The sequence below is a fragment of the Mesorhizobium sp. M0019 genome (genome assembly GCF_040323975.1).
In the GTDB taxonomy this organism is placed as follows: domain Bacteria; phylum Pseudomonadota; class Alphaproteobacteria; order Rhizobiales; family Rhizobiaceae; genus Mesorhizobium.
The window spans coordinates 62355-77731 of sequence record NZ_JAMYVK010000006.1 but is presented as its reverse complement, the minus strand read 5'-3'; the positions used below and the strand labels follow the sequence as shown (position 1 = coordinate 77731).

The 15377-nt window shown below is 62.9% G+C and carries 14 protein-coding genes; 11 read left to right on the top strand and 3 right to left on the bottom strand.

All coding sequences use genetic code 11. The features are described 5' to 3' along the window. The first annotated feature begins 3 nt into the window (after positions 1–3). The 5 genes from NKK47_RS06645 (at position 4) to NKK47_RS06625 (ending at position 7711) form a co-directional block, all read left to right on the top strand. Positions 4–1149: a hypothetical protein gene (locus tag NKK47_RS06645; RefSeq protein WP_352488971.1), complete on the top strand. Its 1146-nt coding sequence runs from the start codon at positions 4–6 to the stop codon at positions 1147–1149. Between the two features lie 24 nt (positions 1150–1173). After that, the gene (locus NKK47_RS06640; RefSeq protein WP_352575758.1) at positions 1174–3084 is read left to right on the top strand and encodes an AAA family ATPase; all 1911 of its coding nucleotides are present in this window, start codon (positions 1174–1176) and stop codon (positions 3082–3084) included. A gap of 198 nt (positions 3085–3282) precedes the next feature. Next, positions 3283–4587 (top strand): DUF6638 family protein, encoded by a 1305-nt coding sequence (locus NKK47_RS06635; protein ID WP_352575756.1) that lies wholly within the window; start codon positions 3283–3285, stop codon positions 4585–4587. Between the two features lie 12 nt (positions 4588–4599). Further along, the gene (locus NKK47_RS06630) at positions 4600–5724 is read left to right on the top strand and encodes a DUF2333 family protein (RefSeq protein WP_023679513.1); all 1125 of its coding nucleotides are present in this window, start codon (positions 4600–4602) and stop codon (positions 5722–5724) included. 307 nt (positions 5725–6031) lie between these two features. Beyond that, on the top strand, positions 6032–7711 hold the full coding sequence (locus NKK47_RS06625) for a formate--tetrahydrofolate ligase (RefSeq protein WP_352575754.1): 1680 nt from the start codon (positions 6032–6034) through the stop codon (positions 7709–7711). Positions 7712–7783: 72 nt separating this feature from the next. On the opposite strand, the gene NKK47_RS06620 is transcribed toward NKK47_RS06625, so the two are convergent. Continuing rightward, entirely contained in the window at positions 7784–8431 is a 648-nt protein-coding gene (locus tag NKK47_RS06620) for a cysteine hydrolase family protein (protein ID WP_352575752.1), read from the bottom strand. A 128-nt stretch (positions 8432–8559) separates the two neighbouring features. Between NKK47_RS06620 and NKK47_RS06615 the strand changes: the two genes are divergently transcribed. The 3 genes from NKK47_RS06615 (at position 8560) to NKK47_RS06605 (ending at position 10722) form a co-directional block, all read left to right on the top strand. Then, positions 8560–9549, top strand: coding sequence for a helix-turn-helix domain-containing protein (locus NKK47_RS06615; RefSeq protein WP_254819147.1), 990 nt, complete (start codon positions 8560–8562; stop codon positions 9547–9549). Between the two features lie 187 nt (positions 9550–9736). Then, complete coding sequence (parS, locus tag NKK47_RS06610; protein ID WP_352638288.1) at positions 9737–10216, top strand: type II RES/Xre toxin-antitoxin system antitoxin; 480 nt, start codon at positions 9737–9739, stop codon at positions 10214–10216. Then, a complete protein-coding gene (locus NKK47_RS06605) occupies positions 10213–10722 on the top strand; it encodes an RES family NAD+ phosphorylase (protein ID WP_023679518.1) in 510 nt (169 codons plus the stop codon). The genes parS and NKK47_RS06605 overlap by 4 nt, the downstream gene beginning before the upstream one ends. Positions 10723–10780: 58 nt before the next feature. Here NKK47_RS06605 and NKK47_RS06600 read toward each other — a convergent pair whose 3' ends face one another. Then, complete coding sequence (locus tag NKK47_RS06600; protein WP_352575750.1) at positions 10781–11338, bottom strand: sugar O-acetyltransferase; 558 nt, start codon at positions 11336–11338, stop codon at positions 10781–10783. 148 nt (positions 11339–11486) lie between these two features. Here NKK47_RS06600 and NKK47_RS06595 point away from each other — a divergent pair, with 148 nt between their 5' ends. From NKK47_RS06595 to NKK47_RS06585, 3 genes are all read left to right on the top strand, one after another. Beyond that, complete coding sequence (locus NKK47_RS06595) at positions 11487–11948, top strand: DUF4126 domain-containing protein (RefSeq protein WP_352450545.1); 462 nt, start codon at positions 11487–11489, stop codon at positions 11946–11948. Further along, the gene (locus NKK47_RS06590) at positions 11945–13321 is read left to right on the top strand and encodes an FAD-containing oxidoreductase (protein WP_352575748.1); all 1377 of its coding nucleotides are present in this window, start codon (positions 11945–11947) and stop codon (positions 13319–13321) included. Before NKK47_RS06595 ends, NKK47_RS06590 begins: the two co-directional genes overlap by 4 nt. 101 nt (positions 13322–13422) lie before the next feature. After that, positions 13423–14472, top strand: a complete 1050-nt coding sequence (locus NKK47_RS06585) for a M14 family metallopeptidase (protein ID WP_352575746.1) — start codon at positions 13423–13425, stop codon at positions 14470–14472. A gap of 14 nt (positions 14473–14486) precedes the next feature. On the opposite strand, the gene NKK47_RS06580 is transcribed toward NKK47_RS06585, so the two are convergent. Then, positions 14487–15257, bottom strand: coding sequence for an isocitrate lyase/PEP mutase family protein (locus NKK47_RS06580; protein ID WP_352456438.1), 771 nt, complete (start codon positions 15255–15257; stop codon positions 14487–14489). Positions 15258–15377 lie beyond the last annotated feature (120 nt).

Below are 15377 nucleotides of genomic sequence, written 5' to 3'. Positions count from 1 at the left end.
AGCATGACCCCCGAAAACGAAGCGGCGGCGCGCTATTTCTCGGCGATCGCGGCGGCACTTGGCGGCCTCGAAGTGTTCATGCGCGACGATCGCTCGCCGCTCTACCGGCACGGCATCGTCGCCAAGGTCGTGGCCGAATATATTGCGCGGCTCGACAAGTCGTTCTCGTGCTGGCGCAACCGGCTGGGCTTCACCGAGACGTTCCGCATCTCGCGCGCCGAAAGCGGTTTTCCGGTCTTCCAGAACCTGCTCGAGTTGGAGAACGACCGGCTCCAGGCCGATGCGCGACTCGCCAACCTTCCGCTGGCCGATGAGTTGCGCGAGGAAATGGCGGACTTCATCCTGCGCCACAAGGAATTTCCCGAAGCGCTGCAGAAGTCGATGGCCGAGCGGCTTTACCTCGAGGACGTCAAGAGCGAGACCACCTTCGGCCCGTTCACGCTGGCCCAGACAGTCAAGGTGTCGGTCAATCCGAAGACGCTGCGGCCCTATTATCTGGTCCACTGGGCCTGCTTCGACGGCAGCGCCAACCTGCCGCTTGTGTATATGGTGACGGTCGAGGATTCCTCGGACGACATGATCCGGCAGCTTGTCGACTCCAGCGGCAAACTTAATGAGAGGATCGACATTCCGCTGCCGGTCGACGGCTTGCTCAATCCCGAGCTTGCGCACCGTTTCGACGATTTCACCGAAAAGAATTCCGCCTACGCGCTGTCGCCGGCGACCATCGCGGTCAACCTCGACAAGGATTTCGAGCCGCTGCATCCCAAGCAACTGCGTCGCGTCGTGCTCGGCCCGTTCTATTCTGCAGGGATTACCGACAACAATTCGACGGTGAGCGAAGTGCTGGCCAAGGTGCGCAAGCCGGAAAACGCCTGGCTGCTGACCTGGACCATCCAGGAGGTCTTTTCCAAGGCCGAAAAGCCAGGCCGCAAGGGGCTGTTTTCGAGCGAAAAGACGACGCAGGAATTCTTCATCAATACCGACGATCTCGAGGCCGCGCGGCAAGGCGTGTCGAGCTATGAGAACCATGCGCTGATTCCGCACGAGGCCTATCAGGCGCTCTATGCCGCCGGCGAGGCGCAGAAGATCTTTTCGGGCTACAAGGTCCACATCCTGTCCAAAGGGCAGGTCATCAGCGACGTCTGACCGTCAAATCGCGGAGCATCCTCCATGGACACCGGCCTGACCACCATCCCGGAAGCGGCAATTGAAAAGCACCGTGCCACTGCGCAAAGTTTCATCACTCGCATCGTCGTGCTGGAGGACCCATCGCGCGAGTCCGGCACCGCGCTTGCCGGCACCAACCGCCGCTTCGTCTCTACCGTCTCGGTCGGCTCGGTGCGCCGCACGCGCGAGGTCGAGCTCGCCAAAACCGTCGCCGCCGTCCATTCCGGCGACCAGTTGCTGACCATCCAGCAGCACACGCTGTTGTTTCGCGCCCGGCGCGGCACAGCGATAGCGCTGGCCATATCGGATGTCTTCGCCGAGGGCTCGGACCTCGAAAGTCTGCAGGCGAAAAACGCCCGCGCGCCGCTCGAAGGCGATGAAGCTGCCACCTTCAAGAAGCTGCTGTCGGCCTCTGCCTACATCTCCGCCTTCAGCCTTGCCTCCTATTTGTTCCAGCTGATCGACAGCGACGGCGAGGCGCCGAACGACACGCCCGAGCCGGACTTTCTGTTCGACACGCCACAGGATGCGGTGAAGTCGATCGTGGCCGGGCTCGACAGGGCGATAGCAGGTTCGAAGGACGATGCCGACCTGATGACCCGCGCCCGCGCCTTTGCCCGCGTCGCCATCGACGGGCTGTTGGCGCGAAAGGGCCGCTTCGACGGCATCGGTCCGTTCGAGAACGCGCATATCCGCATCGACGTCGACGATTTTACCCTTGACGGCTTCGACGTCGCACCGGGTAAGCGGGCAAAGCCGCTGGTGATGACCTTCAAAAAACCGGAAGAGGTCGTCGGCAACCACATCGCCAAATACCAGTCGGTCAAGCTTGCCAAGATGCTGATGGCCTATGACTTCGAGCGCGAGCTGAACCCGTTCGTCGAGCTCGGCGGCTTCCTGTTCACTTTTATCGGCGATGGCGCGCCCGGCACCGGCAAGACAACGTTGATCCAGATGATCGCCGGTCTTCTCAATGGTTATTGCCAGGTCGCCGGCTATCCCTTCGCCTACGAGAATTTCGGCGTCGACCAGATCTCCTCCTACCAGGGCAAGTCGGGCCAGAACTGCCGCCAGTTCATCAACAATGTGCTGAACCCGCGCGTCATCGGCTTCGGCACCATCGACGATATCGACCAGGTGGCGGCACGCCGGTCCGACGACCGCGCCTCGGCCGGCCAGCAGGAAATCACCGGCGTCCTGATGGACGCCTTTGGAGGTGCGGCGACCGTGGTGCGCGGCAACTGCTCGTTCGGCATGTTCTCCAACTATCCCGAAAACGTCGACGACGCGCTACGCCAGCGCGCCGGCGCGCGCTGGCTGGTCGACGGCCCGCAGAGCCGCGACGACTACATCGACATCTTCGTTCTGCTCGCCGGCAAGAACCACAAGATCCCGCTCGGCGACCACAAGCTCTATGTGGCGCAAGAGATCCAGCGCGCGGTGATGGAAGCTTACGAGGAGCATGAGAAGCCACAGGAAGACGGGTTGATGAAGGTCTATGAGCGCTACATGAAGGAGAATGGCGCGCCAAAGACGATGGCCGACATCGGCACTTATCTGCATATGATCAAGGATGCCGAGCCGCGCTTTACCGGTCGCGCCATCAAGAACGTTACCGATGCCATCAAGATGCGCGCCATGGACATCGAATTGCCGGACGAATGGTTCGAAAAGCCGGAAGCCTTCATGCACAAGGGTTACGACGACAAGAAAGCGATGATCGAGGAGCTGCGCGGGCCATTCTCGATGGACATGGTCATGCAGGAGATCAACCGCTATGCGGATTCCGAATTCCGCTATTCCGACAAGTCCGACGATGCGACGGTGACCAAGATGATCCGCGACACCCGTCTGCGGGAGCGTGCCGTGCGCGAGATCGAGGAGATGAAGAAAAAGGGGCTGTGGAATGCGTGAGATGCGCCGACGCCCCCTTCTCCCCTTGTGGGAGAAGGTGTCGCCGAAGGCGACGGATGAGGGGTATTCGTCAAGCTGGAACACCCCTCATCCGACCGAGCTTTGGTCGGCCACCTTCTCCCACAAGGGGAGAAGGAGCGTTCGCGCCCCTCATCCGCCGTTCGGACACCTTCTCCCCGTGAACGGGAAGAAGAAAGCATGAGCCCCGCCAAGAAGCCCGATCTGTTGCGCGACAACGAGCTGATCTACGGCCGGCTGCTGACGATCGACGAGCCGCACCTGATCCAGCGCTATAACAAGGCGATGGTCGCGTTCGGCTTGAAGCCGACCAAGTTGAAAAGCTTCGAGATCGATCGCACCGGCTTCTCGCCGCAGGTCGCCGAGGAATGCGGCGACTACAGCTACCTCGATCCGAACGAGGTCAACCGCCGCTTTATCATCCTGACGCCGTCGCAGATCGACCTGCCGGTGGTGCACACGGCGTTCTCCAACACCTCGCTGCTGATGTACGAATTCATGTCCAAGAACCAGCGTGCCATCGATGCGCTGACCATCAAGGACGTCATCTACGGCGAGATCGAGGATTCGGTCCCCAAGGTCGACGACATCGAGGACCTGCTGTCGATCAATCAGGTCGAGTTCAAGGTGTTGTCGGCGGAGGATGTGCTCGGCAAGGCCGCCGAACTCGGCAAGCTGGTCGACCGGCTGAAGCAGGAGCCGGATGCCTGGCGCGACAACGCCATGCTGGCCCACATGGTCGAGCTGGCGAAGATCTGCGGCGACATCCGCGAGAATGCGCTGGTGCCGGACCAGGTGATCTTCCGCCACAATGCCTATTGGACCAGCCATTTCGGCGGGCTCTATGTGTTTGTCGATCCGGACGTGACGACGGTGATCAGCGACCCGGCAGCGCCGGGCTTCCGCCGCTCGCGGCCATGGCAGGTGAGCTACCTTTCGATCCACGACGCCGACAAGGTGTTCAAGTTCCTCGCCTCGACCGGCCGCCTCGAGTTGCCGCGCGCCTCATGGATCGAAACCTCCGGTTATCTCGAGCATCGCGCCGAAATGGTGGTGCGCGCGCTGATCCGCGACGCCGATCCCGACCGCAATCTGACCGACGTCGACAAGGTCTGGCTGCAGACCTGGATCCACGGCCATACCGATCTGATCACCAGGGACGGCAATTTTCCTTTCCTCAACGCCGCCAAGCGCGAGATCGCCCAGCTCGGCCATCTCAAGATCGAGGACGTGTTCCCGCAGCAGCGCTTCCTGGTCATCCGCGCCAAGCCGGACCATCCCGACGCCTGGCTGACCAACCAGCTGATCTCGGACTTCGTGCCGCAGGACTTCGTTTCGCGTTACGTCTTCAACAAGCCGGGCTTCTACAGGGACTATGAAGGCTTCAGCGACGCCTGGCGATCGCATGTTGTGGACGTTCTGAAAACCACATATCTGAAGGACAAGGTGGCGTTTCGCACACGCCTCTACGGCTTGACTGACTGAGGGGGTGACGCCATGCTTGATCCGATCGTGAATTTCTTCACCCGGATTTTCCAGTGGATTGGCCGCGGCATCGGCCTGCTCATCGGCGCGATCCTGTGGCCGTTCCTGTGGGCGGGGCGCTGGTACACGCAACGCGGCTGGATCCTGAAGGCGGTGCTCGGCCTGGCTGTGCTCGTGCTGATCGGTCTCTATGTCAACTTCTTCTACGCCACCCAGTGGTGGAACAATTTCGACCCGAATTACGTCGACAAATACACGTTCGAAAAACGCAACAGCTCCGCCGGTGAACAGGTTTCCGCCGGCGCCGGCACCGACACGGCCAAGACCTGCGGAAATTCAGCCATTGCCCAGGTCGCTGCCGACCTGACCGACTTCAACGTCAACCAGAATGCCTGGGTGTCGTCGATGATCCTCTACAAGCTCGGCCTGTTCGGCATCGACTGGGACCACACGCCGTTCATGGACAACAAGGCGTCGTTCCAGCGCGGCATCAACCAGGCGGTGCGGCGCACGGCGACCGAGCTTGCCGACAATCTCGGCCGCGTCCGCACCACCTCGCAGATCGACGCCGACCTGCAGGACGCCCGCGGCAATCTGCAGTTCGATGAGGAAACCTGGTATTTCGGCTTGAACCCGTTCGGGCCCAAGACGCCGACGCCGAGCTACTATCGCGACGCGGTGCGCAAGCTGCGTTCCTTCAATGCCCGCCTCGCAGCCTGCCAGGCGACGTTCGATGCCCGCGCCGACAATCTCAAGCAGTATATCGACCGCATTTCGTCCGATATCGGTTCGACCTCGGCGATCCTCAAGGAGCGTGCCGAAAACCACAATAATGGCTGGTTCGACACACGCGCCGACGACCGCTTCTGGTTCGCCTATGGCCAGCTCTATGCCTATTACGGGCTGATGAAGGGCGCACAGGCCGACTTCGAGGACGTCATCAAGGAAAAGCACCTGCAGAACCTGTGGGATACGATGGACGCGCAATTCGTGTCGGCGCTGCGCATCCAGCCCTTCATCATCGCCAATGGCCGCGAGGACGGCTGGCTGTTGCCGACACATCTGACGACGATGGGGTTTTACATACTCAGGGTGCGCTCGAACATGGTCGAGATCAGCAACGTGCTGACGCAGTAGCGGATCGTCCCGCACAGCCGGCGCTGGTGAATTTGCGCCGTTGCTTCTGTCGCTTTTCGCGTATTACGCGGCTGTTTTGAGACGGCGGAACCGCGCCTGCTCTGGCTTCTATACGGCGCGGCAACCGGCGCGAAAAGAACCTGTAGCAGGGCAGCCGGCCGCAGAGGCATTTTCTTCGTAGGAAACATAGTTGCATGAAAGTTGACGCCGCGGCAGCGACAGGGGTAGAACATGCCCGCGCCTGCAATGCCGGGCTATTCTTGCGACCACACTAGTCAAATCCGTCCAATTCAGAGGGAAGTCGTCCATGGCCGAAGTGAAGTCCGACATCGAGATCGCGCGCGGCGCCAGGAAGAAGCAGATCCAGGAGATCGGCCAGAAGATCGGCATTCCGAGCGAACATCTTCTGCCCTACGGCCACGACAAGGCGAAGATCTCGGCCGAGTTCATCAAGTCGGTGAAGGGCAACAAGGATGGCAAGCTGATCCTCGTCACCGCCATCAACCCGACACCGGCCGGCGAAGGCAAGACGACGACGACGGTGGGCTTGGGCGATGGCCTCAACCGCATCGGCAAGAAGGCCATCGTATGCATCCGCGAGGCTTCGCTCGGACCGAATTTCGGCGTCAAGGGCGGTGCCGCCGGCGGCGGCTACGCGCAGGTCGTGCCGATGGAGGACATGAACCTCCACTTCACCGGCGATTTCCATGCCATCACCACCGCGCATAATCTGCTGTCGGCGCTGATCGACAACCACATCTATTGGGGCAACGAGCTCGGCATCGACACCCGCCGTGTCGTCTGGCGCCGCGTCATGGACATGAACGACCGGTCGCTGCGCGAGATCATCTGTTCGCTCGGCGGCGTCGCCAACGGTTTCCCGCGCGAGGCCGGTTTCGACATCACAGTCGCCTCGGAAGTCATGGCCATCCTGTGCCTGTCGACCGACCTGAAGGACCTGGAAAAGCGCCTCGGCGACATCATCGTCGCCTATCGTCGCGACAAGTCGGCCGTCTATGCCCGCGACCTCAAGGCCGACGGTGCGATGGCCGTACTCTTGAAGGACGCCATGCAGCCCAATCTCGTGCAGACGCTGGAGAACAACCCGGCTTTCGTCCATGGCGGCCCCTTCGCCAACATCGCGCATGGCTGCAACTCCGTCGTTGCCACGACGACGGCGCTGAAGCTTGCCGACTACGTCGTCACCGAAGCCGGTTTCGGCGCCGATCTCGGTGCCGAAAAGTTCTTCGACATCAAATGCCGCAAGGCCGGCCTGAGGCCCGCCGCGGCGGTCATCGTCGCCACGGTTCGCGCCATGAAGATGAACGGCGGCGTCAAGAAGGAGGACCTCGGCAAGGAGAACGTCGAGGCGGTCAAGAAGGGATGTGCGAATCTCGGCCGCCACATCGAGAACATCCGCCAGTTCGGTGTGCCGGCAGTGGTCGCCATCAACCATTTCTACTCCGATACCGAGGCCGAGGTCCAGGCGATGAAGGACTACGTCGCCTCCATGGGCGAAGACGCGATCCTGTGCAAGCACTGGGCTCAGGGATCGGCCGGCATCGAGGAACTGGCCAAAAGAGTCGTGGCGTTGGCCGAATCCGGCGCGTCGCAATTCGCCCCGCTCTATCCCGACGCCATGCCGCTGTTCGAAAAGATCAACACCATCGTCCAGCGCATCTATCGCGGTTCCGAAGCGATCGCCGACAAATCGGTGCGCGACCAACTCCACGCCTGGGAGCACGCCGGCTACGGTCATTTGCCGGTCTGCATGGCCAAGACGCAATATTCCTTCTCCACCGATCCGAATCTGCGCGGCGCGCCGACCGGCCATACCGTACCGGTGCGCGAGGTCAGGCTGTCTGCCGGCGCCGGCTTCGTCGTCATCATCTGCGGCGAGGTGATGACCATGCCCGGCCTGCCCAAAGCGCCATCCTCGGAAAAGATTTTCCTGAACGAAATGGGCCAGATCGAAGGCCTGTTTTAGGGATAATCAACGCTTGAACGGCAAAGGGCGCCGCAACGCTGCGGCGCCCTTCTGCCTGTTCGCAACAGTCTCCTACGCCGCGCTTCGCACCAGCGCGCGCTGGTTGGAGGCATAGGGTGTGTCGTGCTGGGGTACCACGCCGGTCTTTAGGCAATCGATCCACTCGGCGGTTTTGAGAACGGCCGCGAAGCGCGACTGCAATACGATCGTCACGACGCGATGGATTTCCTCCCCCGAAGCGTAGCCCGCGCTGTTGGCGTACGGCAACGACCCCGTTGCATCCGACAGGAACTCGACCTCAAAACCCATATGCACGGCGTGGATGACCGTCGACAGATCGCAATTATGCGTCATGTAGCCGATGACTGTGATCGTATCGATAGAGTTGGCGCGCAGCCACTCCTCGAGGTCCGTGCCGGTGAAGGCGCTGGGCAAGTTCTTTTCGATGTAGTGGTCGCGGTTTCGCCTGGCGATTTCCGGGTGCAACTCGGCGCCATGGCTGCCCTTGGCGAAGACCGGTGAGGTTTCCGGCGCCAACTGTTTGATGACCACCACCTTGACGCCTGCCTCGGTGGCCGCATCCATCGCACGCGCCACATTGACGACGCTGTCGCGGAAGGGCGGATGCTGGATGGCGAGGTTGCCGCCGTCATAGTCGTTTTGAACATCGATGACGATGAGGGCGCGGCGTGGAGCTTTGCCTTTGGCTGGTTGCGACATGGGGTTTTCCTTTCCCGTTGGACATTGATGGGTGGACGATAAGCTCGGCACCGGATTGCAAAAAGTGTCCCGATTGACATTATTCGAAAGAATTGGGACAATCGGCCTCACCCGTTGCTGGAGCTCCCATGACCGATCCTGCCGTTGCCGCCATCGCCTTCGATGGCATCAGCCCGTTTCATCTCTCCGTGCCGTGTCTCGTGTTCGGCGCGGATCGCACGGAGCTCGGCCTGCCGCGCTTCGACTTCCGGGTCTGCGCGATTGAGGACGGGCCGATCCGCACCGATGCCGGGCTGACCATCAGCGTCCCGCACGGGCTTTCCGCGCTCGATGACGCCGACATCGTCATCGTGCCAAGCTGGAAAGATCTCGGGAGCTCGCCTCCAGCGGCATTGATCGACGCGTTGCTTGGCGCGCACGAGCGCGGTGCGCTGATCGTCGGACTGTGCTTGGGAACGTTCGCTGTTGCGGCGACCGGACTGCTTTCGGGGCGGCGAGCGGCGACGCACTGGGCCTACGCGGATCAGCTGCAGGAACTCTATCCCGACATTCTCGTCGAACCGGAAGTGCTCTACATCGACAATGGCGATGTCGTGACATCCGCCGGCGTCGCCGCCGGGCTCGACTGCTGCCTGCACGTCGTACGGGCTCGTTACGGCGCGGAGGCGGCACTTCGCCTTGCCCGGCAGATTGTGCTTTCTCCGCACAGGCAGGGAGGGCAGGCGCAATTCATCGAACGTCCCATCGCCAGGACCGGCAATGCGGACCGCTTCACCCAGGCTCTCGAAGCGGTGCGCAAAACCCTGGGTGAGCCGCACAGTCTGGACAGCGTTGCCGGTCACGCCGGCCTCACCCGCCGGACGTTCACGCGCCGTTTCCAGAAAACGATCGGCACCAGTTTCGGCGACTGGCTGACCGACCAGCGCGTCCAGCTGGCGCAACGGCTGCTGGAAGCAACGGAAAAATCGATGGACACGGTTGCCTTCGAGGCCGGCTTCGGCAGCGCTACCTCGCTGCGCCAGCATTTCGCAGCGCGCCTCAGAACCTCGCCGGCGCAATACCGGCGCGAATTCTCGAAGAGTGCTCAGGAGGAGCGCGTGGCGCACATGCCGAGGTGAAATTCGGCTCGCGCTCGATTCCAGGGCAATCGCTTCAGTGCCGACGTTGGACTGCCATCTGGCCCGAGTAGGCTATCTTTTCTCTCGAAGCGATTGCCCTGCTCTCGATCCTGTCGTGCTTGAAAGGCTCTGCGTCATCTGTCATATATTAAAGCGACAGATGACGCGAAGAGGGCTCGCCGTGGCGATGGCATTGGAAAAGGCTGCGCCAGCAGCAAAAAACAATGAACTTCAGAAGGTGGCGAAATTGCTAGGCGGCAGCCGCATTCTGGCAAGGCGCCTCAGCAGCGCTTTGGATGCCCACGAGTTGCTTCTGCACGGCCTGCCGGCTTCAGCGCTGGACCATCTTATCGGGCAACTCGTCTTCATCCAGAAGACCGATTCGCTGGAGAAGGCCGTCGGCATGAGCCTGCGCACCTACCAGCGCCGCAAGGATGCTCCGTCCAAGCCTCTCAGTCAGGACCAGAGCGGACGCACCTGGAAGTTCGCGGAGATCCTGTCGAAAGCGACCGACGTGTTCGGTTCGCAGGCGGAGGCAGAGCAATGGCTGGAGCGCCCGGCGATTGGGCTCGACCAGCGTCGTCCAATCGACCTTCTGGCGACGCCGGCGGGGATCGAGCTTGTAGAAGACTATCTGGAACGGCTTGAATATGGCGTTTATGCATGACGCCGCTGCCGGCGGCGCTTGGTGGCTCCGACCTCATCGGATGGCGCCTCGATCAAGCCGCGTTTGCGCCTACATGGGATAGTGGCGAGGGCGCATACAGGGTGGGCGGACGCTGGAACAGCAAGGGCGTGCGCGCCGTCTACTGCTCGATCGATCCGTCGACTGCGATCCTCGAGGTTGCGGTTCATAAGGGCTTCAGGGCGCTCGACACGATAGCGCATGTCATGACGGCAGCGATCGTCAGCGATGTCGCGGATGTGCATATCGTCGACCCCGCCGCCGTGCCCAACCCCAACTGGTTGCGCCCGGGCATTCCGAGCTCCGGGCAACAGGCGTTTGGCGACGATCTTCTGCAACGGCACCGGTTCGTGGTGATTCCGAGCGCGGTATCGCAGCGTAGCTGGAACCTGATCTTCGACGCGAGCCTCGCCAGAGGGGCATACGCCATGAAGACCCAGGAGGCGTTTGCGCTCGACACACGGTTGCATCCACCTCCGGCCAAGTGACATAGCCGCCCCCATGTCCATCAGAACGAGGACGTGACCGGCAACAGAAGCACGGTGCTCAGTTGTTGCTGATTACCCGTGCCGGATTGCCGACCACCGTGGTGTTCGCCGCCACGTCGCGCGTCACCACAGCACCGGCGCCGACGATGGCGCCATCGCCGATCCTGACTCCGCCGAGGATGACGGCACTGCCGCCGATCCAGGCATTGTCGCCGATCTCGACCGGCCTGGCGATCTCCAGCCCTGCCTGCCGCCCCGCAGCCTCCTTGTGGTGCTCGGCGCAATAGATCTGCACATTCGGGCCGAGCAGCGTTCCCTTGCCGATGCGCACTGGCGCCGTATCGAGAATGGTGCAGCCGGCATTGAGAAAAACGCGGTCGCCGAGAAAGATGTTGAAGCCATAGGCGCAGTGGAACTGCGCCTCGATCCGGGCGCCCTCGCCCGCAGCGCCGAGCAGCGTCCGCAATCCAGGCCCGATGTCGCGACGCTGCCGGGGCGGCAGGCTGTTGTGCTCGAACACCGCGTCTCGCGCCGTGATGCGCAACGCCTCCAGTTCCGGATCGAGGCAGCAATACCACTCGCCCGCCGCCATTTTCGTGCGTTCGCTTTCGGCCATGGCCGCAACTCCAGTCTCAATCTTTGCCAAAGCACAAGTGCTGCAAATACGGAAGCGCCGGCGGCGACACCACCTCTGGTCAAATACCGGACCTATGGTAGCTTGCTCTCTCGGACCTGTCCCAAGCCGGCCATCGAGGGGATCAATCATGCTGTACATTTTTGCACTCCTGATTGGCATCGTTGCCGGGCTTCGCGCCATGACCGCGCCCGCCGCCGTCGCCTGGGGCGCCTGGCTTGGCTGGTTGCCGGTCGCGGACACGTGGGCGAGCTTCATGGGCCACTGGATCGCCGTCGGCATCTTCACCATCCTGGCCATCGCCGAACTGGTCACCGACCAGCTGCCCTCGGCGCCGAGCCGCAAGGTGCCGCAGCAATTCGGCACGCGTATCGTCTTGGGCGCTTTCACCGGCGCGGTGATCGGAGCGACCGGCGGCGCCACCATCGGCGGCCTGATCGCCGGCGCCATCGGCGCGGTGATCGGCACGCTGGGCGGCGCCGAGGCGCGTAAACGCCTGGCCGCCGCCTTCGGCAAGGACCCGCCGGCCGCCTTCATCGAGGACGCGGTGGCGATCGTCGGCGGGCTTCTGATCGCGGCGGCGGCGGCATGACGGCAAAGACATTCGACGCCGTTATCGTCGGTGCCGGGCAGGCCGGCCCACCGCTCGCCGGCAGGCTGAATGCGGCCGGCATGAGCGTGGCGCTGATCGAGCGAAAGCTGGTCGGCGGCACTTGCGTCAACACCGGCTGCACGCCGACCAAAACGATGGTGGCAAGCGCCTATGCCACGCATCTCGCCCGCTCCGCCGCGGATTACGGGGTGACGCTATCCGGTCCCGTTGGCGTAAACTACAAGGCGATCAAGGCGCGCAAGGACAAGGTCTCCAATGACGCCCGCGGCAATCTCGAAGACTGGATTGCCGGCATGGACAAATGCACGCTCTATCGCGGCCATGCGCGCTTCGTAAGCGCCAACACGGTGCGCGTCGGCGACGATCTGCTGAGCGCCGAAAAGATATTCCTCAACACCGGCGGGCGCGCCTCGGTGCCCGACCTGCCCGGCATCGACGGCATTTCTTACCTGACCAATTCCTCGATGATGGATCTCGACGTGCTGCCGCGCCATCTCATCGTTGTCGGCGGCAGCTATGTCTCGCTCGAATTCGCGCAGATGTTCCGCCGCTTCGGTTCCGAAGTCACGGTCATCGAAAAAAGCCCGCGTCTGATCGGTCGCGAGGACGAGGATGTCTCGGACGCCATTTTGTCGATCCTCGAAAACGAAGCCATTGCCGTCCATCTCGGCGCCGACGACATCCGCTTCGCCAGGCGAGGCAACGAAATCGCCGTGACCTTCTCGCCAGGCAAGGCGGCTGCGGTCGGCTCGCATGTGCTGCTGGCGCTCGGCCGCACGCCAAACACCGACGATCTCGGCCTCGACAAAGCCGGCGTCGAGGTCGACAAACGCGGCTTCATCGTCGTCGACGACCAGTTGCGCACCAGCGTGCCCGGCATCTGGGCGATGGGCGACTGCAACGGCAAGGGCGCCTTCACCCACACCTCGTACAACGATTACGAGATCGTCGCCGCCAACCTGCTCGACAACGATCCGCGCAAGGTCAGCGACCGCATCGAGGCCTATGCGCTCTATATCGACCCACCACTCGGCCGCTGCGGCATGACCGAGACAGCGGTAAGGAAATCCGGCCGCCGCGCCCTGGTCGGCCAGCGGCCAATGACCCGCGTCAGCCGTGCCGTCGAAAAAGGTGAGACGCAAGGCTTCATGAAGATCCTGGTCGATGCCGACACCAAGGAGATCCTCGGCTGTTCGGTGCTCGGCCCGGGCGGCGACGAGGCGGTGCACTGCGTGCTCGACCTGATGTATGCCAAGGCGCCGGTCAGCACGCTAGCGCGCGCCGTGCACATCCACCCGAACGTCTCGGAGCTTCTGCCGACCATCGCCCAGGAACTCAAGCCGCTGGTGTGACGGCCGGGTAGAATCGTGCGCCCATGGCGGCGCCGGCTGGACCAATCGACAGCCCAGCGGCAAAAGGGCATGTGTTCCGCCTCTTCTCCCGGAGGCATCCCATGCAGAAGTCCATCGAACGCGTCGCCGGCGACAGCGAAGGTGTTTCCTACGAATTCCCCGTCTTCCGCTTCTCCGGAACGGACAAGACGGCGCCTTCCCTCTATCTGCAGGCGGCACTTCATGCCGGCGAATTGCCGGGCGTCGTCGCCATCGACACGCTGATGCCGATGCTCAGCAAGGCGGAAGCCGAAGGCCGCATCACCGGCAATATGACCATCGTGCCCTGGGCTAATCCGATCGGCCGCGCGCAATATCTTTACGGCGACCATCAGGGCCGCTTTCATCTGGGCACGCGCACCAATTTCAATCGCGGCTTTCCGCGGCTCGCCGCGCCCGACCTCACGCTGCTGCCGGCGCACGGCACGGTCGACCAGCGGCTGAAAACGCGGCTGCTGCAGCTCTCCATCGGCCACGACATCGTGCTCGGCCTGCATTGCGACGATGAGGGCCTCGCCTATCTTTACGTCCACACCAGCCTGTGGCCGGCCATGGCGGATTGTGCAGCGGCCATGGGCGTCGACGCGGTGATGCTGTGGGACGAAGACCCCGACGGCACCTTCGAAGGCGCCTCGATCATGCCGTATCAGAACGTTCCCGCCGGCGTCGCGTGCCTCGACCGGCGCGTCGCCACCACCGTCGAATATCGCGGCATACTCGATGTCGACGGCGCCCTCGCCGGCGCCGATGCCGAAGGGCTCTACCGGCTGCTGGTGGCGCGCGGCGTCATCCAGGACCAGGCGCTGCCCGCGCCTGGCAGCTTCGTTGGGCTCGTCGCGCCGCTCGAAAACATCGAGATGATGCCGGCGCCCCGCTCGGGCGCGATCCTTTACGACGTGAAACCGGGCGACCGCGTCACCAAGGGTGCGCGCCTTGCCACCATCGTCCACGCGCCCGGCGAGCCCGACGGCCGCACGGAAGTGTTGGCGCCGCAGGCGGGCCTCATCCTGACGCGGCGTTCCCGCCGCATCATCCGCGCCGGCGAAGACCTCTTGAAGCTGGTCGGCGACGGGACGAGCGCCGATGCAAGGTCGGGAACGCTGGAGGACTGACGCACCCCGCCAGGCTACCCCGAAATCGCCTGTCGCGCCTTGGCCTCCAGCCATTCGGCCATCTGCCGGTACGGCACCGGACCATGGCTCACGCGGGCGACGCCGAGTTCGGCAAGCCTCTGGCGCGGCGGCACATGCGCCAGGGCAATGATGTTGACCGGCAATGCCGTTGCCTCGCAGAGCGCCTCGATCAGGCCTTCATCGGCAAGCCCCGGCGCAAAGAAGCCATGCGCTCCGGCCCTTTCGTAGGCGTGCGCCCGCTCGATCGCCTGATCGAGAAGAGCCTTGTCGTGCGCATTCGGTTTAGTCTTCAGGAAAATGTCGGTTCGGGTGTTAATGAAGGCCGGAATACCCGACGTCTTCACCGCCGCTGCAGCCGCTTCGATCCGCCTCACCTGTATGGCGATGTCGTGCAGCCCACTGCCGCCGACGATCTGATCCTCGAAATTAAAGCCGACGGCTCCAGCCTGCACGGCGAGCGTCACGCTGCGGGCGACAACCTCCGGAGCGACCCCGTAACCCCCCTCGAGGTCCATGGTTACCGGCACATCCACCGCCGCAACGATGCGTTTGATGTTTTCGAGCGCCAGTTCCAACGGGATTTTCTCGCCATCGGCGAATCCGAAAGCGGCCGCGACCGGCCAGCTTCCGGTGGCGATGGCCTTGGCCCCTGCTTTCTCGATGATCTTGGCGGAGCCTGGGTCCCAGGCATTGTAGAGGACAATCGGGTTTCCCTTGACATGGAGGGAATGGAACGTCCGTGCGCGGTCGAACTGCTGGGTCATTTGATGTTTCCCGTCTTCCTGCTGTTTGATGCAGAGTCTAGGCAGGACTGCCGGTCTTGGCCATGTGCCATGGGTTGCGAAAGCGGCAGCCACCCCACAGACTTTCAAACCTGTTGCGCA

Excerpts from the sequence above, each read along its gene's own strand:
- NKK47_RS06590 (WP_352575748.1), top strand. The coding sequence starts at position 11,945 with ATGACGGCAAAGACATTCGACGCCGTTATCGTCGGTGCCGGGCAGGCC.
- NKK47_RS06605 (WP_023679518.1), top strand. The coding sequence starts at position 10,213 with ATGACGCCGCTGCCGGCGGCGCTTGGTGGCTCCGACCTCATCGGATGG.
- NKK47_RS06640 (WP_352575758.1), top strand. The coding sequence starts at position 1,174 with ATGGACACCGGCCTGACCACCATCCCGGAAGCGGCAATTGAAAAGCAC.
- NKK47_RS06620 (WP_352575752.1), bottom strand. The coding sequence starts at position 8,431 with ATGTCGCAACCAGCCAAAGGCAAAGCTCCACGCCGCGCCCTCATCGTC.
- NKK47_RS06635 (WP_352575756.1), top strand. The coding sequence starts at position 3,283 with ATGAGCCCCGCCAAGAAGCCCGATCTGTTGCGCGACAACGAGCTGATC.
- NKK47_RS06580 (WP_352456438.1), bottom strand. The coding sequence starts at position 15,257 with ATGACCCAGCAGTTCGACCGCGCACGGACGTTCCATTCCCTCCATGTC.
- NKK47_RS06585 (WP_352575746.1), top strand. The coding sequence starts at position 13,423 with ATGCAGAAGTCCATCGAACGCGTCGCCGGCGACAGCGAAGGTGTTTCC.
- NKK47_RS06630 (WP_023679513.1), top strand. The coding sequence starts at position 4,600 with ATGCTTGATCCGATCGTGAATTTCTTCACCCGGATTTTCCAGTGGATT.
- NKK47_RS06595 (WP_352450545.1), top strand. The coding sequence starts at position 11,487 with ATGCTGTACATTTTTGCACTCCTGATTGGCATCGTTGCCGGGCTTCGC.
- NKK47_RS06600 (WP_352575750.1), bottom strand. The coding sequence starts at position 11,338 with ATGGCCGAAAGCGAACGCACGAAAATGGCGGCGGGCGAGTGGTATTGC.
- NKK47_RS06625 (WP_352575754.1), top strand. The coding sequence starts at position 6,032 with ATGGCCGAAGTGAAGTCCGACATCGAGATCGCGCGCGGCGCCAGGAAG.
- parS (WP_352638288.1), top strand. The coding sequence starts at position 9,737 with ATGGCATTGGAAAAGGCTGCGCCAGCAGCAAAAAACAATGAACTTCAG.
- NKK47_RS06615 (WP_254819147.1), top strand. The coding sequence starts at position 8,560 with ATGACCGATCCTGCCGTTGCCGCCATCGCCTTCGATGGCATCAGCCCG.
- NKK47_RS06645 (WP_352488971.1), top strand. The coding sequence starts at position 4 with ATGACCCCCGAAAACGAAGCGGCGGCGCGCTATTTCTCGGCGATCGCG.